At 63.0% G+C, this 21,927-nt stretch carries 20 protein-coding genes and 1 pseudogene; 6 read left to right on the top strand and 15 right to left on the bottom strand.

Features of this window, described 5'->3' with window-relative positions; all coding sequences use genetic code 11:
* Positions 1 to 368 (top strand): integrase core domain-containing protein (locus tag AC0L17_RS14605; RefSeq protein WP_473516337.1); only part of this gene is annotated, 368 nt, incomplete at its 5' end.
* A 234-nt stretch (positions 369 to 602) separates the two neighbouring features.
* Here the strand turns inward: AC0L17_RS14605 and AC0L17_RS14600 are convergent.
* Positions 603 to 1,493 carry a LysR family transcriptional regulator gene (locus AC0L17_RS14600; protein WP_473516336.1) on the bottom strand — a complete coding sequence of 297 codons (891 nt, stop codon included), beginning with the start codon at positions 1,491 to 1,493 and terminating at the stop codon, positions 603 to 605.
* A gap of 134 nt (positions 1,494 to 1,627) precedes the next feature.
* Between AC0L17_RS14600 and AC0L17_RS14595 the strand changes: the two genes are divergently transcribed.
* From AC0L17_RS14595 to AC0L17_RS14585, 3 genes are all read left to right on the top strand, one after another.
* A complete protein-coding gene (locus AC0L17_RS14595; RefSeq protein WP_473516343.1) occupies positions 1,628 to 2,611 on the top strand; it encodes an aldo/keto reductase in 984 nt (327 codons plus the stop codon).
* A 93-nt stretch (positions 2,612 to 2,704) separates the two neighbouring features.
* Positions 2,705 to 3,859, top strand: coding sequence for an aldo/keto reductase (locus tag AC0L17_RS14590; protein WP_473516335.1), 1,155 nt, complete (start codon positions 2,705 to 2,707; stop codon positions 3,857 to 3,859).
* Between the two features lie 31 nt (positions 3,860 to 3,890).
* Entirely contained in the window at positions 3,891 to 4,577 is a 687-nt protein-coding gene (locus AC0L17_RS14585; RefSeq protein WP_473516334.1) for a flavodoxin, read from the top strand.
* Between the two features lie 495 nt (positions 4,578 to 5,072).
* Here AC0L17_RS14585 and AC0L17_RS14580 read toward each other — a convergent pair whose 3' ends face one another.
* The 3 genes from AC0L17_RS14580 to AC0L17_RS14570 form a co-directional block, all read right to left on the bottom strand.
* Positions 5,073 to 5,237 (bottom strand): hypothetical protein, encoded by a 165-nt coding sequence (locus AC0L17_RS14580; RefSeq protein WP_473516333.1) that lies wholly within the window; start codon positions 5,235 to 5,237, stop codon positions 5,073 to 5,075.
* Positions 5,238 to 5,322: 85 nt separating this feature from the next.
* A complete protein-coding gene (locus AC0L17_RS14575) occupies positions 5,323 to 7,545 on the bottom strand; it encodes an alpha-glucosidase (RefSeq protein WP_473516332.1) in 2,223 nt (740 codons plus the stop codon).
* A gap of 566 nt (positions 7,546 to 8,111) precedes the next feature.
* Positions 8,112 to 8,330: a DUF2842 domain-containing protein gene (locus AC0L17_RS14570; protein WP_023798362.1), complete on the bottom strand. Its 219-nt coding sequence runs from the start codon at positions 8,328 to 8,330 to the stop codon at positions 8,112 to 8,114.
* 152 nt (positions 8,331 to 8,482) lie between these two features.
* On the opposite strand from AC0L17_RS14570, the gene AC0L17_RS14565 reads away from it, so the two are divergent.
* Positions 8,483 to 9,574 carry a COX15/CtaA family protein gene (locus AC0L17_RS14565; RefSeq protein WP_473516331.1) on the top strand — a complete coding sequence of 364 codons (1,092 nt, stop codon included), beginning with the start codon at positions 8,483 to 8,485 and terminating at the stop codon, positions 9,572 to 9,574.
* On the opposite strand, the pseudogene AC0L17_RS14560 reads toward AC0L17_RS14565, so the two are convergent.
* From AC0L17_RS14560 to speB, 11 genes and pseudogenes are all read right to left on the bottom strand, one after another.
* Positions 9,564 to 9,764, bottom strand: a pseudogene (locus tag AC0L17_RS14560) (3'-kinase); the annotation flags it as partial. The gene AC0L17_RS14565 and the pseudogene AC0L17_RS14560 overlap by 11 nt on opposite strands.
* A 61-nt stretch (positions 9,765 to 9,825) precedes the next feature.
* Positions 9,826 to 11,097, bottom strand: coding sequence for an ABC transporter substrate-binding protein (locus tag AC0L17_RS14555; protein ID WP_473516330.1), 1,272 nt, complete (start codon positions 11,095 to 11,097; stop codon positions 9,826 to 9,828).
* 2 nt (positions 11,098 to 11,099) lie between these two features.
* Complete coding sequence (locus AC0L17_RS14550) at positions 11,100 to 12,077, bottom strand: MBL fold metallo-hydrolase (RefSeq protein WP_473516329.1); 978 nt, start codon at positions 12,075 to 12,077, stop codon at positions 11,100 to 11,102.
* On the bottom strand, positions 12,071 to 13,207 hold the full coding sequence (locus tag AC0L17_RS14545; protein ID WP_473516328.1) for an ABC transporter ATP-binding protein: 1,137 nt from the start codon (positions 13,205 to 13,207) through the stop codon (positions 12,071 to 12,073). Before AC0L17_RS14545 ends, AC0L17_RS14550 begins: the two co-directional genes overlap by 7 nt.
* A gap of 5 nt (positions 13,208 to 13,212) precedes the next feature.
* A complete protein-coding gene (locus AC0L17_RS14540; RefSeq protein ID WP_473516327.1) occupies positions 13,213 to 14,100 on the bottom strand; it encodes a carbohydrate ABC transporter permease in 888 nt (295 codons plus the stop codon).
* The gene (locus AC0L17_RS14535; protein ID WP_473516326.1) at positions 14,084 to 15,007 is read right to left on the bottom strand and encodes a carbohydrate ABC transporter permease; all 924 of its coding nucleotides are present in this window, start codon (positions 15,005 to 15,007) and stop codon (positions 14,084 to 14,086) included. Before AC0L17_RS14535 ends, AC0L17_RS14540 begins: the two co-directional genes overlap by 17 nt.
* Positions 15,004 to 16,368, bottom strand: coding sequence for a M24 family metallopeptidase (locus AC0L17_RS14530; protein WP_473516325.1), 1,365 nt, complete (start codon positions 16,366 to 16,368; stop codon positions 15,004 to 15,006). Before AC0L17_RS14530 ends, AC0L17_RS14535 begins: the two co-directional genes overlap by 4 nt.
* 15 nt (positions 16,369 to 16,383) lie before the next feature.
* Positions 16,384 to 17,583, bottom strand: a complete 1,200-nt coding sequence (locus tag AC0L17_RS14525) for an ROK family transcriptional regulator (RefSeq protein WP_473516324.1) — start codon at positions 17,581 to 17,583, stop codon at positions 16,384 to 16,386.
* Positions 17,584 to 17,776: 193 nt separating this feature from the next.
* Entirely contained in the window at positions 17,777 to 18,616 is an 840-nt protein-coding gene (locus AC0L17_RS14520) for an aminoglycoside phosphotransferase family protein (protein ID WP_473516323.1), read from the bottom strand.
* Positions 18,617 to 19,549, bottom strand: a complete 933-nt coding sequence (argC, locus tag AC0L17_RS14515; RefSeq protein WP_473516322.1) for an N-acetyl-gamma-glutamyl-phosphate reductase — start codon at positions 19,547 to 19,549, stop codon at positions 18,617 to 18,619.
* A 31-nt stretch (positions 19,550 to 19,580) separates the two neighbouring features.
* Complete coding sequence (gene speB / locus AC0L17_RS14510) at positions 19,581 to 20,588, bottom strand: agmatinase (RefSeq protein ID WP_128246689.1); 1,008 nt, start codon at positions 20,586 to 20,588, stop codon at positions 19,581 to 19,583.
* Between the two features lie 274 nt (positions 20,589 to 20,862).
* On the opposite strand from speB, the gene AC0L17_RS14505 reads away from it, so the two are divergent.
* Entirely contained in the window at positions 20,863 to 21,921 is a 1,059-nt protein-coding gene (locus AC0L17_RS14505) for a glycerophosphodiester phosphodiesterase family protein (protein ID WP_473516321.1), read from the top strand.
* The last annotated feature ends 6 nt before the right edge of the window (positions 21,922 to 21,927 follow it).

Genomic DNA, 21,927 nt, shown 5'->3' with positions numbered 1-21,927 from the left:
AAGCGCTGCAGGGACCGCCCTTTGCCGATCTCCCCAAGGCCCAGGACGCCTTCGATCGCTGGCGTCACGTCTACAACACCGTGCGTCCGCACGACGCGCTTGGCGGCGCCGTGCCGCTCGACCGCTACCGCGTCTCGCAGCGCCAGTATCGCGAAATCGTCGAGCCGTTCGACTATGCCAAGGACGATCTCATCCGCCGCGTTCAGCAGCATGGCTTCGTCTCCATCCTCGGCCACAACGTGCGCCTGTGCCGGGCCTTCACCGGAAGGTCCGTCGCCTTTCGCCCAACCGCTGCCGACGGCGTCTTCGACGCCTGGTTCAGACATCAGAAAATAGAAACCATCGACCTCAATGCCATTGATCGATAGGATGGCAAAACTGTTCGCGATGTCCTCGCACACCTGTTCGCGATGTCTCCAGTCCAAACACATCCCTGATGGGAGGTCAAGGGAACGTCGTGACCCCAAGACGGCGTTCGTCTCCAACAGGACGAATGGCGGCTTCGGCCAATTCCGGTCGCTCGCGGCATCTTCACTCGTTCGCTGCCTCGGCCCGTCGGCATGAGACACACACGCATCCCCGGGGGCACGACGTAGCTCGTCCTAATCTCTGAAGCGCAGACCTTCCAGAAGCAGGCTGAAGGCTGGCGATGGCTGCCGCCGGCTGGGGTAGTAAAGATAGTAGCCGTCGAACGGCTCGCACCAGTCTTCAAGGACACGGACCAAAGCTCCCTCGGCCAGCAACGCTGCTGCGCGGTCCTCGACCAACAATGCAATGCCATGTCCTGCGACGGCGGCAGCAAGGATAAGTTCGATATTATTGAACGTCAGCTGACCCTCGACTTTGACCTTCAGCTCGCGCCCGTCCTTCTCGAACTCCCAAGCGTAGATGCTCCCGCTCACCATGCGGAGATTGATGCAGGAATGCTTCGCCAGATCGTGAGGCGTCAGCGGCCGCCCGTGCTGCGCAAAGTAGGCCGGAGAGCCAACTGCGGCCATCCGCAACCTGGGTCCGATCCGAACCGCGATCATATCCTTCACCAACCGTTCCCCAAGGCGAACGCCCGCGTCGTAGCGCTCGGCGACGATGTCGGTCAGGCCCGACTCGATGTTGAGTTCGACCTGAATATCGGGATGCTCGGCTGTAAGCCGATTGACCACTGGCCAGAGGACCTTTTGAGCAGCGAGTTCCGACGTGGTGATCCGGATTGTGCCGGCCGGTCGCTCGCGCAGTTCTGTCAGCGCGGCAAGCTTGGCGTCGATGTCGTCCAGCGCAGGCCGGAGGGTCTCGACCAGCCGCTCGCCAGCCTCGGTCGGTGCTACACTGCGCGTCGTGCGGGTCAGCAGGCGCAGGCCCAGCTTGGCCTCCAGCCGCCGCATCGCGTGGCTGAGCGCCGACTGGGAGATGCCAAGCTTTGCAGCTGCTCTGGTGAAGCTCTGTTCTTCGGCGACCGCCAGGAACATTGCCAAACTGCCCAGATCCTCACGTCGCATGGCTGTCACTCCGCTGTTGATGACATGGAGTCATAAGCCCATGCGACTTGCCCTGTCTAATCGCTAGGACACGGAGGGCATATCTTCTCCGGATCGAAGGCGCTGCGATGCCGACCACCAGCGAGAGGACGATCATGCAGAAACGAACATTAGGGCTGAACGGTCCGAGCGTATCGGCAATTGGTCTCGGCTGCATGGGCCTGAGCTACGGCTACGGGCCGGCGACCGATCGCGGTGAGGCCATCAAGCTCATCCGCGCTGCCCATGATCGAGGCGTCACATTCTTTGACACCGCCGAGGCCTATGGCCCTGGTATCAATGAGGAGGTTGTGGGCGAGGCGCTTGAGCCTGTCCGTGACCAGGTGGTGATCGCGACCAAGTTCGGCTTCAAGGACGGCATTCCGGCGAATGGTCTCGACAGCCAACCTGAGCGAATCCGACAGGTCGCGGACGAGGCGCTGAAGCGTCTGCGAACTGACGTGATTGACCTATTCTACCAACACCGGGTCGACCCGACTGTGCCGATCGAGGATGTCGCCGGCACCGTCCGCGATCTCATCGCCCAAGGCAAGGTCCGACACTTCGGTCTGTCGGAGGCCGGCGCCGAGACGATCCGCCGCGCCCATGCGGTTCAGCCGGTCGCCGCGCTTCAGAGCGAATTTTCGCTATGGTGGCGCGAGCCCGAGAAAGAAATCCTGCCGACGCTCGAAGCGCTTGGCATCGGCTTTGTGCCGTTCAGTCCTCTCGGCAAGGGCTTCCTGACCGGCAAGATCGACCCGAACACCGCCTTCGGTGAAAGTGATTTCCGCCGCATCGTGCCACGCTTCTCGCCCGAGGCGCTCAAGGCGAACCAGGCACTCGTCGATCTCATCGAATCGATCGCTTCGGCCAAAGGTGTGACCCCCGCGCAGATCGCTCTCGCTTGGCTACTCGCCCAGCGTCCCTGGATCGCGCCGATCACCGGCACCAGGAAGCTCCACCGTCTGGAGGAGAATCTCGGCGCCGCGGACGTGGAACTGACGGCTGACGATCTCGCCCGCATCGAGCGGACGCTCGCCAGCGTCGAAGTGAAGGGCGATCGCTACCCCGCCTCGCTTCAGCGCTTCGTCAACCGCTGAACCGCGCCTGATACCCACCGCTAAGCGAGACCATCGATAAGAAATTCCCCTCGGGTCGAGACGAATCCGAGCCCCGGTGAAAGGACGATTGAGATGACAACCGAACGCATAACATTGAGACGACGTGGTTTTCTGGGAGCAGCGGCAACTCTCGCCGCTGCGCCACTGCTCGCAGGAACGGGTTCGCAGGCCTTCGCTCAGGCAACTGGTTCTGGCAGCGAGAGCGCAGCCCGGGCGAGCGGGCGGCGAAAGCTGGGCCAGCTGGAAGTCTCAAGCGTCGGCCTCGGTGTCCAGAACATGCACCGGACCTACCAGACAACGGTCCCCACCCGACCCGAGATGCTGAACATCATCCGAGCTGCCCACGACCATGGCGTCACCTTCTTCGACACCGCCGAGGCCTACGGGCCGCATGAGTGCGAGCGGATCCTCGGCGAAGCCATCGCGCCGTTCCGCGACCAGATTGTGATTACCTCGAAGTTTGGCTGGAACATCGATCAGGAGACCGGCGAACGTCGGCCGGGGCTCATCAGCCGCCCGGACCACATCAAACGCGTGGTCGAGGGCATGCTCAAGCGCCTTCGCACCGACCGCATCGATCTCCTATATCAGCACCGCGTCGACCCTGAAGTGCCGATCGAGGACGTCGCCGGGGCGGTCAAAGACCTGATGACGGAGGGGAAGGTTCTGCATTGGGGCCTTTCCGAGATGGGCCTTAAGACGCTGCGTCGTGCTCATACCGCATTACCTGTCACCGCGGTTCAGAACGAATACTCGATGCTGTGGCGCGGGCCTGAGAAGGAAGTCATTCCACTTTGCGAAGAGCTGGGCATCGGCTTCGTGCCCTGGAGCCCGCTTGGGGTCGGATTCCTGACCGGCGCCATCGATGCCAGGACCCGGTTTGCCGAAGGCGACATCCGTGGGATCGAGTCCCGTTTCTCGCCGGACAACTTGCCACACAATCTGGCGCTGGTGGAACTGGTGAAGAGCTGGGCCGAACGGAAGCAGGCCACATCCGCCCAGATCGCGCTGGCCTGGCTGCTGGCGCAGAAGCCGTGGATCGTGCCGATCCCCGGGTCGACACAGATGCCGCACATGATCGAGAACATGGGCGCGGCTGAAGTCCAGTTCACGCCCGCAGAAATGGCGGAGCTCAATGCGGCCGTGGCCACGATCGAGATCAGGGGCGCGCGCCTTCCTGACCGAGTGCTGGTCTTCTCGGGCGTGGAAGCGCCTCCGAAAGTCTGATCGCATTCACTGGCCATAACGAGAGCCCTGGATGATTTCGACTACAACCATCTCGCGCCGGCAGGCCCTGCAACGCTCACTCCTGCTGCCTTTGGTGGCGGGAGTGAGTTCGGCGGCAAGCGCCGAACCTGCTGCGGCCGGTCGCAGCGCCACGGTCCTGGTGGCCTACTTTACCCGGACCGGCAACACGCGCCTGATCGCCACCCAGATTGCCCGCGCACTCGAAGCAACGCTGTTTCAGATCGTGCCGGCGGCGGCCTATCCGGAAGACTACGAGGCACAGGTCGCGCAGGCAGAGGACGAACGGCAGCGCGGCTACGAGCCGCCGTTGCAGGCGACGGTGCCGGATCTGAGCTCCTATGAGACCGTGTTTCTGGGCTTTCCGATCTGGGGGATGACCGCGCCTTCCGTCATCCGCTCGTTCCTGTCGCAGCACGACCTTTCGGGCAAGACGCTGGTGCCGTTCATCACGCATGGTGGCTACGGGCTGGGCAACAGCCTTGCCGTGGTCGCCGAGCATGCACCCGGCGCCCGTCCGATCGATGGGTTTTCCAAAGAATGCGACCTTGGGCGTCTTGACGAAGCTCACGCGCTCACAGTCGAAGTGCTCCGCCGCAAGCCGCATTTCAGCGTGCACGCAGAGATGCCGCACTACCGATACCCGGCGGATGCCGAGCACCTGCGCGAAGGCTTGCTGAAGGCGGGCCTTCCCGAATGAACGTCCGCCTTTGCCTCTGACACCGGCCGTTGGTCAACGTTGCCCTGAATTTCCGCATATGGCGCAACCGAGCCGAATGGGAGCAATTGGTTCGGCCGGACTTCGTGACGCGCTCTTCGTCGCGAGAGGGTGGAAGGCCGTCGTTCGCCTCGCTCATCGGGACAAGCAGGTTGTGCACAAAAGCGGATTTGCGCCCAACTGATTGCATCGAAGCTAGAACGGATCCGTCGGCCGCGAGCTCGCCAATCGACCGCGGACCGTCAACGTGATCGGATATCGTTTGCCTCCTTCATCCGCTCAGATTCGTGAGCCACTTCAATGCAGATATGCTCGGCATGAAGAAGTACTCGCTGTCGCAAAGCACATCGAACGTCTGGATGCCGTGGATGCGCCGTCTAACCGGCTCCCTCGGAATGGTGAAAGGCGCCCCTTCCTCGTGGCGCCCGATGATCCGGTCACGCTCGCGGCCCGCGCCGATGAAATTGCCACGTTGATTCACTCTTGCTGGAGGAATTCGAGCGTCGCCATGGCCCTGGCGCTGACGAACTGGAAGATCGCGCCGCGCGGCACTTCATCATCCTCTTCCGACAGAGCGTTCGGATCGTATGGCAGTCCGTAGGTCGTGCCACGCCTTCGCGCCCTGACGCTCCAGCTCCGCACGAGCGGCGGATTCAGAGGACGGATGGAAAGAATAAGCCCCGGCGATTGGCCGGCCCTGGGTGCCGCCGCGCTTGCCTTCCTAATATCAGTTCGCGGCGGTTGCGTCCTTAAGGTACGTCGCGAGAGCCGTAGCGTCGGGAGAACCCTTCCGTATGAACACGGCGGGTTTCCCGAGCGGCGCAGGCATGCGAGCCCACTCTCCTGGCTGACCCGCGTCTTTCCCTGTCCATGCATCGTTCCAAGCACTTCCTGTCGGAAAGTAGACATCAACGGAATCGGCGCCCTTGTCGAGAACCGGCGCCACCATGAGGTCTTCGCCAAGGAGAAACTGGTAGCGAATGTCATGCGTGTTGGGATCATCTGGATAATGCAGGAAGAGGTGGCGGACCAATGGAAGGCCCCGCCCGTTGGCCTCATCCACGAGAGACTTTCGATAGGGGGTGAGAGCACGATAGATCGACCCGCAAAGGCGGAGATGCTCCAGCATCTCTGGCGTGCTATCCGCCTCTATCGAAAGGTTCGGTGTTATCCCTTCCTGCGTGCGCATCACCGCGGTGAATGCATTGAGCTCCATCCACCGCATCATCAATTCTGGCGTCCGATTGATGATCGGTATCTCTTGCCCGGCGATGTCCAGCTTCAGGGCCACGTATCCGCCGATGTCGCTGTGCATCATGCTGAAGCCCGATATGCCGCCTGACAATATTCCGACCAGTGCCGTTTTGATGCCGTCATACTCGTCCCAGGTCATTAGCTGATCACCGAGCCAAAACAGCGTCGAGATGCCCGGGCTTCGCGTGTAACCGGAGCGAGAAAAGAAAACCATCTCGTCGCCGTGACCGGTCTCCTCGATGACCTCTCGGCTTAGGCGTTGCCACTCTTCTGGAAATTTATTGTGCCAGACCCAGGGATCCGCACCGCCGTACAGCTTTGCATCCAGAGGCAGGGCCTCGCCGAAGTCATTCATCCATCCGCCGGCGCCAGTCCCAACCATGTTCGTCTTCATGACATTTTTGATCCAGGAGCGTGTTGCCGGATTACTCAGATCGATCATCCCGACCATGAAATTGGCATTCTTGATGAGGTATGGAGATCCATCCGCGTGCTGGACCAGATACCCCTTCGCCTTACCCTCTTGGAAAAGCTGGTCGTGACCTTCGATGGTTGCAAGGAACGGGTTGATGTAGGTGAGAATCTTGCCTCCGTCCTTGGCGATGTCGTCGACTAGCTGCCGCCAACCAGGGTAGTAGGCTTCATCCAGAAACCAGTTCCAGAAGAGCTGCGTTCCCGCACTCGTCGGATGCGTTCCAACCCAATCCTGAAGCCAAAGGCCAGCGACCGGAACACCAGCATCCTTCGTGCGCTGGATCCGCTCGCGCACTTTGTCGGTGCCGCCCATGATGCCGAGGATAATGCCGCTGTGGACCCACTCCGGCAGCTTGCGCATGCGGCCCGTGTATTCGGTGTATGCTTCGAGTAGGTCGACCGGTGTCTTGCCGTAGAGGATGCGACCAGACATCTTGCCAGACCAGATCTTGATCTGGATGGCGTCCGCCTTGCGCATGTCGAATTCACTGTATTCGTAGTCCTCCAGAAATATGCAGCGAAGCCGGCTTGTCATGATGTACGGGATCGGCTTCCCCGTGTGGAAGGGCGTTCCACCGCTGTCGTAGTCCAATAGGTTGACCAGTTCGGTCACAATGGGTTTGCCTCTCCCGATGCCATGCTCCTGCACAAGGATCGGGACGAGCTTTCCTTTTTGATTGAAGTAAGTCAGCTGGGACCCACAGCCGAAAATGGCCTCATCCTTCGATGAGTCGATAGCCAAGACGACCCTGTTCAGTGAAGACGATTTGTCGCCCGTGAGCTTGATGGCGAACTGCAGGTGGGTCGGCGAAACCGCACTGAAGACGAGCGTATATGCGACGCTATCGGCCGGGCCCGATATCGTCCCAGAGACCGTCGCCGCGCTTCCCGCGACCTGAATGTCATTGATCGTCGGGGATTCATACCGGGTCGTCACCGCGTCGTTGATTTTGAAGGTGCCTTCTGGCGAACCGACTTCTGTCACTGCCGCCGACGCTTCCTCGGCAGCGAGGAAATTTCCCCTCGACTGCGTCGCCCAGAGGACGCGATCTGGAGTCTGCTTGTGCGTGACGCTCAGCCCCTTCTCAGTCCGACTTAGAACGAAGTCGCCGACAGGATAGTTCATCCCAATGTCAACCGCCGCTGCAGCACGTTGCGGCAGCGCGACGAGCGCCGCACCGGCCAACCCACCGGTGAACAAGTCCCTGCGCTTAATATCCATGGCGTGTCCCCTTCTATGAGTCTGGAAAACTCGTGGAAGTTTTCAGGCTGCGCAGGGCAAGTGCCCGTTCTCAGCGGGCAGGCAGCAGGCCCACACTCTCCGGAATCGTCACACTGTCAATGCTTGTATTTCCAAGCGTGCCGGATCGGCGCGGTCCTAGATCGGCCGGCATAAACGCGCAGACACCCGAAACCACTGAGGGCGGCGCACACGGAGGCCTCGGAGGTGTCCTAGACCCAGGCCCGGCCAGCCCCCAAAGAAACCCCTCCAGTCTTCGAGGCGACAGATGGTTTACTAAGAGCTCCATGAGGATGTGCGCGCGGCAGGTGCTCGTCACAGCCATTTGAATTTGACGTCCGCTTAGGGTCAGGACTTCCGCTTCAGGCTCTGCAGCGGTAGGGCAGAGAAGGGTCGACTCGAGCCGTTGCGCGAACGGCAGCTTTTGAGACGGGCCATGAATGTCGCGAAATGGCGCCGCCGGCGCGTTCCGATTGGCGACACGGTAGGCAGAAAACCACCCTGAGTTTCCTCGGGCGTCAGGCTTTCACCGCGGCGGCGAGCGAGCCTCAGTTCTTCGGCCGCGGCGGCTCCAGGATCAGCCATTTGATGATGCCCATGGCCGGCAGCACCCAGAGCATGCCGCTGAGCAGGAAGAACAGGAAATGCGCCCACGGTCCCGATTCCGCCAGTTGCGCAACCGCCACGATCGATGCGACCAGCGCATAGACGATGACCAGCGCCACCAGCAGGATTGTTCCGATCAGCTTTTTCAGGCGAATGGGCATTTCGCGATCCGGTTGATCCCTATCGCTTAGGCCCAACGGAAGAGGCACGCAACAGCCAAGAAGCGGCGCGACGGCGTGCCGCGCTGTCCGGTCTTGCCAGTTGGATTGCGATGGTTCACCAATCCGCGACTGCAACACGCCGGGACAAGACCATGGCTGCCATATCAGCTGCCGCGCCTTTCGCGGCCCGCGACCGCGACCTGCGCAACCGGGCGCTGGTGCGCGGCTGGCTCTACGTCGTGCTCCTGGTGCTGTTTGTGCTGGTGCTGGTCGGCGGCGCCACCAGGCTCACCGAATCCGGCCTTTCGATCACCGAATGGAAGCCGATCCACGGCGTCATCCCGCCGCTCAACGACGCCGAATGGCAGGAGGAATTCCAGCGCTACCAGCAGATCCCGCAATATGCCGAGCTCAACAAGGGCATGAGCATCGAAGCGTTCAAGTCGATCTTCTGGTGGGAATGGTTGCACAGGATCCTGGCGCGCGGTGTCGGCGTGGTTTTCGCCGTGCCGCTGGTGTTTTTCTGCGCGACGCGCCGCATCGAACGCGGTCTTGGTCCGAAATTATTGGGCATTCTTCTTCTCGGCGGCCTGCAGGGCGCGATCGGCTGGTGGATGGTGGCGTCCGGGCTGGTCGACCGCGTCTCCGTCAGCCAGTACCGGCTGGCGACGCATCTGACGCTGGCGGCGCTGATCTTCACCGCGACCATGGTGGTCGCGCGGGGATTGGCCCCGCACTCCGAGCCCGCCGCCGACCGCTCGAACCAGCGTCTGGCCGGCTTTCTGGTGCTGCTGGCGCTGATCCAGATCTATCTCGGCGGGCTGGTCGCCGGGCTCGATGCCGGCCTGAGCTACAACACCTGGCCGCTGATGGACGGCCAGCTTATCCCAGGCGACCTGTTGATCCTCGAGCCGGCATGGCGCAACTTCTTCGAGAGCCCGAAGACAGTGCAGTTCATCCACCGGCTCGGGGCCTACGCGATGTTCGTCGCAGCACTTTGGCACATGATCGCGACGCACCGGAGCCAGCCCGGCACCACCCATGCGCGCCGCGCGACGCTGCTGTTTCTACTGGTGCTGCTGCAGGCCCTGATCGGCATCGGGACGCTGCTGATGCAGGTGCCGCTGCACATGGCGCTGACGCATCAGGCTTTCGCGCTTGTCCTGCTGGGCTTTGCCGCAGCGCATTGGCGCGGCACCAAGGGCGCTTATCCCATGCCCAACCAGGTCGCCGTCAGAGGCTGAGCCGCACCGTCCTGATATCAGTGGCAATGGACAATTCGCGGCTTTCCTCGACCGCATTGCCGTCTTCATGATGCCATGACGCCGACAGGCAGCCATAGGCGATGGCGTGATCCAGAATGGCTGGCGGCGTCTGGCCGAGCGTTCTGGCGAAAATCTCGGCCATGTCGGCAATCCGGCGGCGCTGACTGCAAGCGGTCCGCGACGCCAGTTGGCGGATCGGACGCGACCACGCCGCCCGGTCCGCCCTGACGTCAGCGAGCGGTGTCGATCTGCTTCAGCAGAAGCTCCACGCCTTCTTCGGAGGACAGGTCGGAGTTGAAGAACTTCGTGATGGCGTCCGCCACCGCGCCGCGCATCTCTCCGCTGCTGAGCATGCCGCCGTTGAGGGCGGGTAGGAGGGCGTTGCCCTTGTCCGCCGCCGTCAGATCATGCGCGGTGTCCTGCGCGCACTTGTCGAAGTTTGAGAGATCGACCCCGGTGACCGCCGGAACGGAACCCTTGGCGATGTTGAAGCTCGCCTGAACCTCCGGTGTCATCAGCGTCGACGCCAGAAGCTCCTGGCCCGGCGTCACGTTTCCGTCGCCCGTCTTGAAGAGGGTGAACGCGTTCGCAACGTAGAGGAACACGCCCGGATAGTTGCTTGGGGCTGCCGAGCACAGGATGTCGATGCCCGGAGCGACCTTCGCCGCGGTGACCTCGCCCTTGGCCCAGTCGCCCATGAACTGGAAAGCCGCTTCCCCCTTGATGACCATCGATGTCGCGATGTTCCAGTCACGGCCCGAGAAGTTCGGGTCGACATCGCTGCGGAGCTTGCGCAGTTGGTCAAAGACTTTCATCATCGTATCGCTCTTGAGCGAGGCCTCGTCATATTCGATGACCGTCTTGCGGAAGAATTCAGGCCCGCCGATGCCGGCGACCACGATCTCGAATAGAATGGACTCCTGCCAGGACTGACCGCCATGGGCCAGCGGCACGATTCCCGCCGCCTTCAGCTTCTCGGCCGCGGCATTGAACTCGTCCCAGGTCTTCGGCATCTCGATGCCGTGTTCCCCGAGGATTTTCGCGTTCGCCCACATGGCGTTGAAGCGGTGGATGTTCGTAGGAACCGACATGTAGTGCCCGTCGACCTTAAGCACGTCGGCAATCGAGGCCGGGAGAACCGAATCCCACTTCTCCTTCTCGGCGACCGCGTCGAAGTTGACCAGATAGCTCTCGTCATACCAGGACTTTGCGTCGGCCACCTTGGGGATCGCGGCGCTCGGAGCGTCGCCCGCCAGGATGCGGGACCGGAGGACCTGGTCATGGGTGTCGCCGCCGCCGCCGGAAACAGGCTGGTCGATCCATGTGCCGCCGAGCTTCTCGAAAGCCGTCTTCGCGGCGTTCATGGCAGCGGCCTCTCCGCCCGCCGTCCAATAGTGCAGGACTGAGACGCTCTTGTCGTTCTGCGCCAACGCATGGCTGGCGGTCACAGCGAAGCCGACAGCGGCGATCAGGCCGCATGCGTAAAGCCGATTGTACTTCATTGTCATTCTCCCATTTTGCGAAGATGTGCGCTGAGGTTTGTTCCCGTGGAGGGTCGTTTCTGATTGGCCTTGTCGGTCTCATGACCCTGCAAGGTCCGGATCGCGTCTGCGTGCCCCCAGGGGTAGGGCACCATCGCGAAGGCGTCGCCGTCCCGGCGAACCCGTGTGAGACCTGGAAAGAAGAGGTGCATGCCCGCGACCAGACGGCCGCGCGCGGCCGTGTCCTCGAGGATTTGGCGGCGGGTCACGGCCGCCTGCACCGGGTCGACATCGTAGGACATCGCCGCCTCCGGCCGCCGGAACTGCACGATCGGCCAGTGGATGACATCGCCCCAGATGAGGAGCTCGTCGTCACCCGACTTGATCAGGTAGCCGGTATGGCCGGGAGTGTGGCCGGGCAGGGGGACGGCCGTCACACCAGGAAACACCTCGTCGTCGACGGCGAACGGCTCGATCTGGTCGGCATAGGGGGTCAGGAACCGGATGACGTGGTCGGCCTCATGCCTGACGTGCTCGATGTCTTTTGAAGCGGGTTTGTCCGAGAGCCAGAATAATTGTTCCGAAAGCGCCATCTTGAGCTTCACGTGCGGAAAAACCTTGCCGCCGTCGGCGTCGAGCAGCCCGCTGACATGGTCCGGATGGACGTGGGTGAAGAGAATGGTGTCGACGTCTTCGGGCGAAACCCCCGCCGCAGCGGCGTTTTGGAAGAGCTTGCCCGCGGTGGTGTCGATATGAGGGCCTGCTCCCGTGTCCACCAGCGCGCTCCGTCCCCGCGACCGGATGATGAAAACGTTCGTCGTGCAGCGAGGCTCGGCGGGGAAGAACGAGTCCGCGAACAGCTGTCCGCACTCTTCGGTCGAAACGCCCCTTACGGCGTTGATGTCGCTCGACAGCGAGCCGTCGTTCACGCAGATGACCTCGATGTCGCCGACGATGACCTTGTAATAGCCCGGCACCTGGGTGAATTCGCTCTTCAGCACGCGGCATGCTCCTTGACGATGTTCAGGCGGCGTTCGGTGGAGGCGTCGAAGACCAGGACGTCCTTGATGTCGAAGGCGATGCGGATCAGCGCGTTGGCCTGCGCCGCGCCCGGCCGGAGCCGCGCGACGATGGTGCCGCCATGGAAGTTGACGGTGGCGATGAGGTCGGATCCGGTGTTCTCGGTCGCAGAAACGACGCCGTCGAGTTCGCAGGTGCCCCTGGCTTGGGGGACGATGGCGTCCACGATGCGGACGCATTCCGGGCGGATGCCGAGCAAGACATCCTGGCCGTCGCGGACACCCTCCGCCAGCGAGGTCTGCGGGAATTCCATGATCGCGGCGCGGCTGTCGCTTTCCAACAGGCGAAGCGTCGCCGACGCGCCCGAAAAACCAATGCTCGCCTTGATGAGGTTGATGGTCGGCGACCCGACGAACCTGGCGACGAAGAGGTTGGCAGGCGCGCGGTAGATTTCGTCCGGCGAGCCGTACTGCATGACGTTGCCGTCCTGCATGATCGCGATCTTCGTGGCCATGGTCATGGCCTCGATCTGGTCGTGCGTCACGTAGACGATGGTGGTGCCGAGCTTTTCGTGGAGCTTCTTGATCTCAGCGCGCATCTCGGTGCGCAGCTGGGCGTCGAGGTTCGACAGCGGTTCGTCGAACAGGAAGATTTTAGGCTGGCGGACCAGCGCTCGCGCCATGGCCACGCGCTGCCTCTGACCTCCCGACAGGTGCGCAGGCTTGCGGTCGAGCAGATGACCGATGCGTAAAGTCTCGGCTGCGGCGGTGGTCGCCCGGCTCCGTTCCTCCCGCGACACGCCCCGCATGCGCAGGCCGAATGCGATGTTGTCGCGGGCGGTCATGCTCGGGTAGAGTGCGTAGGACTGGAAGACCATGGCGATGTCCCGGTCCTTCGGGGCCACCTCGTTTACCACCCTGCCACCGATGCTGATGTCGCCATCGGTGCTGCGGTCGAGCCCGGCGATAAGGCTGAGCAGCGTCGACTTCCCGCAACCCGATGGTCCTAGCAGGACTAGGAAGGCACCAGCGGGGACGTCGAGGTCAATACCCTTGAGCACTTCGACGGGGCCATAGCTGCGTTTGACATTGTTGAGGGTGAGCGCGCCCATTTTGGTTATCCCTTTACCGAGCCGGCCGTCAGGCCGCGCATGAAGTACCGACCCGCCAGAATGTAGACGAGAAGCGTCGGCAGCGACGTGATCAGGGCTCCCGCCATGTCCACGTTGTATTCCTTCGCACCGAAAGTCGTGTTCACCAGGTTGTTCAGGCTGACGGTGATGGTCTGCGCTCCTCCGGAGGTGAAGGAGGCGGCGAACAGGAACTCGTTCCAGATGCTCGTGAACTGAAAGATCAGCGAGACGACGATCATCGGCGGCGAGATCGGCAGGATGATGTGCCAGAAGGTGCCGAAGAAACCCGCGCCGTCAATCTTCGCCGAGCGGACCAGCTCGTCCGGAATGGTGGTGTAGTAGTTCCGGAAGAACAGGGTCGTGAACGGGATGCTGTAGGCGGTGTAGACGAGCCACAGGCCGTAGGTGGAGCCGGAGAGCCGCATCGCGCCGAGAGTCTGGGCGATGGGGATCAGGACGGCCTGGTAGGGAATGAAACAGCCGAGCCAGATCATCGTGAACACCGTGTCCGCGCCCCTGAACTTCATCTTGGTGAGGGCGAAGCCGTTGATCGCGCCGAGAGTGGTGGTCAACAGCACGACGGGCACCGTGGCCAGCACCGAGTTGAGGAACGAAGCCTGCAGGCCCTCGCATCGGGTTCCGATGCATGCCGTGGTCCAGGCCTTTACCCAGGCGTCGAAGGTGATCTCCCTGGGGAACGACAGGAGGGCGCCCGACGCGATTTCGCTGGTCGGCCGGAGCGACGTCATCACCATGACGAGGGCCGGGACGGCGAACATTGCCGCCAGCACGATCAGGACGAAGTAGAGCAGGGCGCGCGACGCCACCGCGCCGGCGGTGTTGTCCGCCGCGATTTCAAGCGTTGCTGCCACGTTTTCCTCCCATCAGAACGTACGGGGACACAAGGACGAGCGAGAAGACGAGGAGCGCCATGGCGCTCGCCGCGCCGACCCCGAGCTGGTTCCGGGCGAAGGACATCTCGTACATGAAGGTCGCCGGGAAGGTCGAAGCGTAGCCCGGGCCTTCGGCGGTCATCGCGACGACCAGGTCGAACGTCTTGAGCGCGAACGCCGTCAACAGCACGAAGACCGTGACGAAAGAGGAGCGGATGGCGGGGATGATGACGTGCCAGTAGAGCCGCGCCGTGCTCGCCCCATCGAGACGGGCCGCCTTCACCACTTCCTCGTTGACGCCGCGCAGTCCCGAAAGGAAGATTGCCATCGAGAAACCCGCGACCTGCCAGACGGCGGCGATGACGACGGCGTAGAGCACCGTCGACTCGTTGATGATCCAGTCGAATTTGAACGCCGCCAGCCCGAGGTCATGCGCCAGCGCCTCGATGCCAGTTCCGGGATTGAGGAGCCATTTCCAGACGACGCCGGTCACGACCAGCGACAGCGCCGCCGGATAGAGGAAGATCGTCCGGAACAACCCTTCGGCTCGGACGCGCTGGTCGAGGAGGATCGCCAGGCCCAGGCCCACCGCCATGCCGATCGCCATATAGAGGACCGTGAATATGAAGAGGTTGGAAACGGCGACGACCCAGGAGTCGAACTGCCAGAGCTTGTAGTAGTTCGCGAGCCCGACCAGCTTGGCGTTCGGCGTCATCTTCGACGCCGAGAACGAGATGTATGCGGTCCAGCCGATGAAGCCGTAGATGAAGAGCAGCGTGATGCCGAACGAGGGGCCGATCGCCACAAGCGAACCCGGCACGCGGGGCCGCCACATGCCATTGAGGGCGCCCGTCGTGAGCCGCTGTTTTTCGAAAACCATGGTCATTCGGTCACCAGGAGCTTTTCCGGTGCCAGCCAGAAGGGCGGAAGGCACAGCGGCGTGTTGGAGAGAGGCAGGATCGAGGGTTTGAGATCGACGCCGATCTTGTCGCGCATGAAGGCTCGACGCTTCTGGATGCGCTGCCAGACCGCGGGATATCTTTCCTCGATCTCGCGACGGAGGCGTTCGTCGGCGAACACCATGCTATCCTCGCAGTTAAGTGCGTGTCCGGTGCGCTGCGGGACGGGGATGATGTCCACCTGGAACGGCATGCCGGACGCGATGGCGTCGGTGCTGCCGCGCCGGATCGGCGTGTTGCTCCACTCGTCGTAGCTGACCAGGTGGCCGGGATTGAGCGCGGGGCGAAGACCGGATTGTGCCAGCGTCTCTTCGACGGCCGAATAGATGTCGCCGCCGTTCGCTCCGATGTCTGCCGCCTGGTACCAGGAGGCGAGACCCTTGAAATAGCCTGCGGCTACGGCGAGGAACTCGTCGTTCGACTCCTCGAGGAGACCTGCTCGTGAAGACAGCGCACCCCAGTAGCCCACGGCGGTGGTGACGCCGTCGCCGCGCTTGAGGACACGGGCCGTCGGGCTCGCAAGACCGACGACCTCTCCAGTCGCATCGCTGGACGAGAACATCATGTGGCAGCTCATCGGTTCGCCTGCGTAGCCCATCCGGGCAGCGGCCGCGAGTTCCGTGTCGCCGACCTTCGCGCCTTGCACGATCGACCAGACGGCGGTAGAGGCACGGGCAGCGGCCCATTCAAAGGCGGCGATGGAGTCGGCGCCGACGACCGCCCGAAGGCCTGTCGTCTGGTGCATGAGGACCGACGTGGCATCGGAGAGCGCCGCGGCATCGACGACGATGCGCTGCAGCGTCGAGACGAGCATGGCGGGCACGAAGTAGGACGCGCCGTTCAGCTCCCATGCGTCGGCTTCAAGGTACTTCCAGCCGACGATGCCGACCGTCTGCCCCTTGCCGATGCCCGCTTCCCGCAGGACCGCTTCGAGACTCGGCGCCACCGACCTGTCCTGGCCCATCAGGCTCAGCGTCTGGCAGAGCACGAGCTCGAAATCCTGAAGTCCGGCCCGTGGGGCGTAATGATAGCTCTCGTTGCCGCAGACGAGGATTTTGCGGCCGCTCGGGCCGAGGAGAAGCAGCGCCTCCTCGAAGCGGGGATCGAAGCCGGCGAGAAACATCATGTTGGCCGAGTGCTCACGGTCCGCGTACACGACCAGCCAGTCGAGGCCCGCGGCGCGGCAGGCGTCGCGGCAACGGCGTTCGTAGGTCGACGCGGGTGTGCGTGGCCGCTGAACGGGCACCTCGATACCGGGGACTTCAACATTCGCCAAACGCACGGGCATGCAATAACTCCTGGATTATTTTTTCGAGAGTTCGGAAACGGCATCGTTGCCGAGACGCCATGGGGTCACGTCGCTGGCCTCCGCGCTGGTGCAGCCATAGAGAGCGATCGCGAGAGCGCCGAGCGGCGGCCCGTCGCCGAGCGCCGAGGCTTCGATGGCGCAGACGTCGGCGACGGCGGAGACGGCCAGAGCGTTGAAGGCCTGCTTGGTGCGACCGACGAAGTGCCGGGAGTAGCGGGCGAGAAGGCCGCCAAGCACGATGGCAGAGGGATTAAAGGTGTTGGCGATGTTGGCGAGACCGATGCCGAGGTGATCTGCGGCTTCGTGGAAGATTTCCAGCGCGCCCTGGTCTCCGGAATCGGCCAGCCCGGCCAATTCCGAGACCGACGACACCGCCAGGCCCTTGTCATGGGCGCGGGCAAGCAGGGCGTAGTCGGCCACGTAGGCCGAGAGGCATCCGCGTTTTCCGCAATGGCATTCCCGGCCGTTCGGAACGATCTTGTTGTGACCGATTTCGCCGCCGAAACCCGAAAAGCCGCGGTAGATGTTGCCGTCAAGCACGAGGCCGCCACCGACACCGGACCCGCTTTCGATATAGATGAAATGCTCCCGGTCGACGCCCGCACCGAGCAGGCTTTCCGCAAGGGCGGCGCCGTTGGCGTCGTTGTCGATGTACACGGGTACGCTGATGGCGCGTTCGAGGATGTCGCGCAGTTGGACGTCGACCCAGCCGAGGTTCGGCGAGCGGGCGACCTTGCCCGCCATCGTCACCAGGCCCGGCACCGAGACGCCGAGCGCGAGCAGATCGTTGGCGCTCCGGCCGAGAACCGCGCACATGTCGGTCATCGTCTGGTTGACGACCTCACCGACTCGGCTGGGTTCGAAGGGCATGATGCCGCTGCTGGTCTTCAGGACTGTGCCGTCGAGCCCGCCGATCACGTAGTCGATCCGGTCGGGGTGAAAATAGACGCCGGCGAGAAGCCAGCCTTTGGAGGAGATGTAGATGCCTTCGCCCGGACGGCCCGGCCTGTTGTCGGAGACGCGCTGCGTTCGCTCGATGAGGCCCGCGGCTTCGAACCCCTTGATGACCGTGGAGACCGTCGATTTGTCGGCTCCGGTCTTGCCTGCGATCTCCCGCTGCGAGATGCCGGGTGTGAGCCGGATCGCATGGAAAATCCGCGACGCGTGGTAGTGCCTGATCGTGGAGGTCTGCATGGTTCCGCCAGCTCTCGTTTGTGAGGGCAAGCTAACATAGTTTCTCCGAGAGTCAAACTAATATTTGTCTCAGACTCGGACGAATAGGAGCGGGACCCATGAACGGCCCGATTTGCGGGCCCGAAACCGGTATTCACTGCACCGTAGAGGGAAAGGCGCCTGCCAGACTGTCCGCTGCCCGATCAGGTCGCCGTCAGAGGCTGAGCCGCACCGTCCTGATATCAGTGGCAATGGACAATTCGCGGCTTTCCTCGACCGCATTGCCGTCTTCATGATGCCATGACGCCGACAGGCAGCCATAGGCGATGGCGTGATCCAGAATGGCTGGCGGCGTCTGGCCGAGCGTTCTGGCGAAAATCTCGGCCATGTCGGCAATCCGGTTGGGATCACGGCAAAGCTCGTCGCGGACGAGCGGATTGTAGAACATGTTCGCCGCGTCGAAGCCGGGATCGCCGAGAACGCCCTTCGGGTCGATCGCCAGCCAGCCGCGCGCTCCCTGCATGATGTTGTCGTGATGCAGGTCGCCATGCAGCGGCAGCACCTCGACAGGATCGGTTAACAGCCGTTCCGCGGTCGCAGCCGCTTCGACATAAAAGCTCTTTTCGCCGGCGTCGCGATCGATCCTCGCCTTGTTGAACAGACTGGAAAACCGTGCCCGCAGCGGCTGAAGATCTGGTGGGGCAGGGTGGTAGGATGGCGAGAACAGTCTTGCCATCACTTCGGCCGCGATTGCTGTAGCGGCATTGTCGCCTTGCTCGGCGAGAACCTGTGACAGCAGGGTTTTGCCGGCATATTCGAGCAGCATGCAGTGGCCGTTGCGGCCAAGCAGCCGCACCGCGCCTTCGCCGCGCCGCCAGGCGAGGAAATGCTCGCCGCGCAACTCGTCTTCGACGTCGTCGAAAGCCTTGAGGGCCTTGACGACCGCCGGCGAACCGTCCTCGCGAACAACCTTCCAGATGCGGCTGCTGAACGTCTCGGCAATCAGTTCTGGCGCGTCGACCTTCCAGAGGCCTGGGAATGCCGGCGCGTCCATTCAGTGCTTGAGACCGAGCATCAGATCCATGTTCTGCACGGCAGCGCCCGAGGCGCCCTTGCCGAGATTGTCGTAGACGGCGAACAGCAGCGCCTGGGCCCTGTCGTCGTTGGCGAAGACATGGAGCATCATCCGGTTGGTGCCGTTGTAGACTTCGGGATCGATCTCCGGCACGCGCTCGAGATGCGCATAGGGCGCCACCTCGACCACGCCGCCATCGATCGCGGCGAAATGGTCGGCGATCGCCGCATGAAGCTCGGCGCCGGTCGGCACATAGTCGAGGCCGCCGAGTTGCAGCGGCACCACGGTGATCATGCCTTGCGCGAAATTGCCGACCGCCGGCTGCATGATCGGATCATGCGACAGCTTCGCATAGGTCCTGAGCTCCGGCACATGCTTGTGCTGCAGGGTCAGCCCGTAGGGCAGGAATTCCGAGGCATCCTCGCCCTTGGCGACATAGTCCTCGATCATCGGCCGGCCGCCGCCCGAGTAGCCCGTAATGCCGTTGACGGTGACCGGAAAATCCGGCGGCAACAGCCCGGCCGCGACCAGCGGCCTCAGTGTCGCGATCGGCCCTTGCGGCCAGCAGCCTGGATTGGTGACGCGCTTCGCCGAAGCGATCTTGCGACCCTGAGCCTTGTCCATTTCGGCAAAACCATATTCCCAACCTTCTGCCACGCGATGCGCGGTCGAGGCGTCGATAACCCTTGTCGTGTCGTTGCTGATCAGCGAGACGCTTTCTTTCGCGGCTGCGTCCGGCAGGCACAGGATCGCGACATCGGCGGCGTTGAGGAACTCGGCTCTGGCTGCCGGTTCCTTGCGGCGCTCGGTCGGAATCGAGATGATCTCCAGGTCGCCGCGCTCGGCAAGCAGCGCCCTGATCTGGAGACCGGTGGTGCCGTGCTCGCCGTCGATGAAGATTTTCGGTTTCATTTGCCTGCCTGAATTCCCTGATAGTTCGAAATCATATGCCACTTGCCTGGTTCAATCCGGCAACAATGTGATTGCCGTTGTTCAGCTCTTCGAGCCGGGCCTTTCGTTCCGCCAGCAGCCCGAGATAGTGCATGGCCACCGTCGATCCGGCAATTGCCGTTATATCGGCGTGATCATAGGCCGGCGCAACCTCCACGACATCGGCGCCGACGATATCGAGCTGATTGATCTGGCGCAGCACCGACAGGATCTTTGCCGAGGACGGCCCGCCGGCGACCGGTGTGCCGGTGCCGGGCGCGAAGGCCGGGTCGAGGCAATCGATGTCGAAGGTGACGTAGGCCTTCTTGCCGCCGGTGCGGTCGACGATGGCATAGGCGATATCGGACGCGCGCATGTCCTCGATTTCGTGGCCGTACAGGATCTTGATGCCGAAGCTGTCGGGCGCATGGGTGCGGATGCCGATCTGGATCGAACGGTCGGGGTCGATAATCCCCTCCTTGACCGCACGGCCGACGAAGGAGCCGTGATCGATGCGCTTGCCGTCGTCCGGCCAGGTGTCCTGGTGGGCGTCGAACTGCACCAGGGCCAGCGGACCGTGGATGGCGGCATGCGCCTTGAGCAGCGGCCAGGTGACGAAATGGTCGCCGCCGAGCGATAGCAGGAAGGCGCCGGATTTCAGGATCTTTGCCGCCTCGCGCTCGATCGTCCCCGGCGTCTTCTGGTGGTTTCCGCTGTCGAGCAGGCAATCGCCATAGTCGACCACGGCGAGATGTTCGAACAGATCGCGCGAGAACGGGTATTGCGGGTCGTTGTCGAGAATGGTCGAGGCGCGGCGAATCGCCTGCGGTCCGAAACGCGCGCCCGGCCGGTTGGTGACGGCGGCGTCGAAGGGGATGCCCCACACCACCGCGTCCGCGCCCTTCACGTCCTTCGAGTATTTGCGTCGCATGAACGACAGCGCGCCGGCATAGGTCGGCTCGAAGGACGCACCCGTCCTGGCCCGGGCGGTGAAGGCGTGGTCGATGTTGGTGTTCGGCATGAAGATCTCCTGTGCGTCGAGGCGCAACCTTATTGGCTATAATTCTCAGAAATGCGACCCGAACTCGGTCACAAAATCTTGCTTGCCAGGTGAGCCCGCATGGCAACCCTGAATTGCGCAGCATGAATACAACCGAAAGCTGCAATTCGTCACCCTCGTGGCATCGTGTCAGCCGGCATTGACCTGACTTTCCGGCATTTGCCAAGCCGGCTTCGTTCACTGGGCTGTCACGTGCGTCGCTTATCCGGGTTTGCATCCGGTAGGAGCGATTCTCATGCGAACGACCTGGCTGAAACTTGTGCTTGCCGCCGCCTCGGTGCTGTTCACTGGCTCGGCATTGGCTGGCGAAACACGCGCCAGGCAGATTCTCGACCGTTTCGAACACGCCAACCAGTGGCGCGACCATGTCATGGTGGCGGCGCACCGCGCCGGCAGCCTGCAGGCCCGCAAGACGCTGTTTGCGGAGAACTCGATCGCCGCCCTCGAGGCATCGATCGCGCTTGGCGCCGAAATCGTCGAGGTCGATGTCAGGCGCTCGAAGGACGGCCAGTTCGTCGTCATGCATGACAGCTGGCTCGACCGCACGACGAACTGCAAGGGCGAGGTGGTCAAGCGCACCGTGGCCGAACTCAAAACCTGCCGGCTGGTGATCGAAGGCACCGGCGCCGTCACCGACGAGCCGGTTTCGACGCTGCGCGAGATGCTGATGGCGACCAGGGACAGAATCCTCGTCAACATCGACAACAAGCTCGACGTCGACAGCCTGGCCGGCATGATCGCGGTGGCGCGTGACCTTGGCATGGCCGAACAGGTGATCGTCAAGGAGAACCTGTGGAACCCGGCCAGGATCACCACTGTCAAGGCAGCCATGGGCGCGATCGGCAGCGGTTTCCAATTCATGCCGATCATTGCCGACGACGCGGTTCGCGACGCCGGTTTTGCCGAGAAGGTCAGCGGCGCCTTTTCGCCGCGCGCGGTCGAGATGATCAACTGGCGGGACGGCGCCGAGACGCTGACTGAGACCGGCGGTCCGCTGTTCAGCCCGCGCATGCGCGCCGCGGCGATAAGGGGCGACTGGCACATCTGGGCCAATACCTACGCCATCGTCAACAAGCCGGGCGGCTTCCTCGCCGGCGGTCGCGGCGATGAACTGGCGGTGTTCGCCAGCCTGCCGCGCGAGACCTACGGCTTCTGGGCCGAGCGCGGCGCCACCATCATCCAGACCGACGAGCCGAAAGCGGCGATCGAGTGGCTGGCGGCAAACGGCTACCGCGTGCCATATTCGGATGAGGCGCGCCCGGCGGAGCCGGCGAATACGGCGAGCATCAATTAGTTCCTC

This window comes from Mesorhizobium sp. WSM4829, from assembly GCF_055811475.1.
The sequence above is the reverse complement of the archived record's forward strand: the minus strand, read 5'-3'. Positions and strand labels throughout refer to the sequence as shown.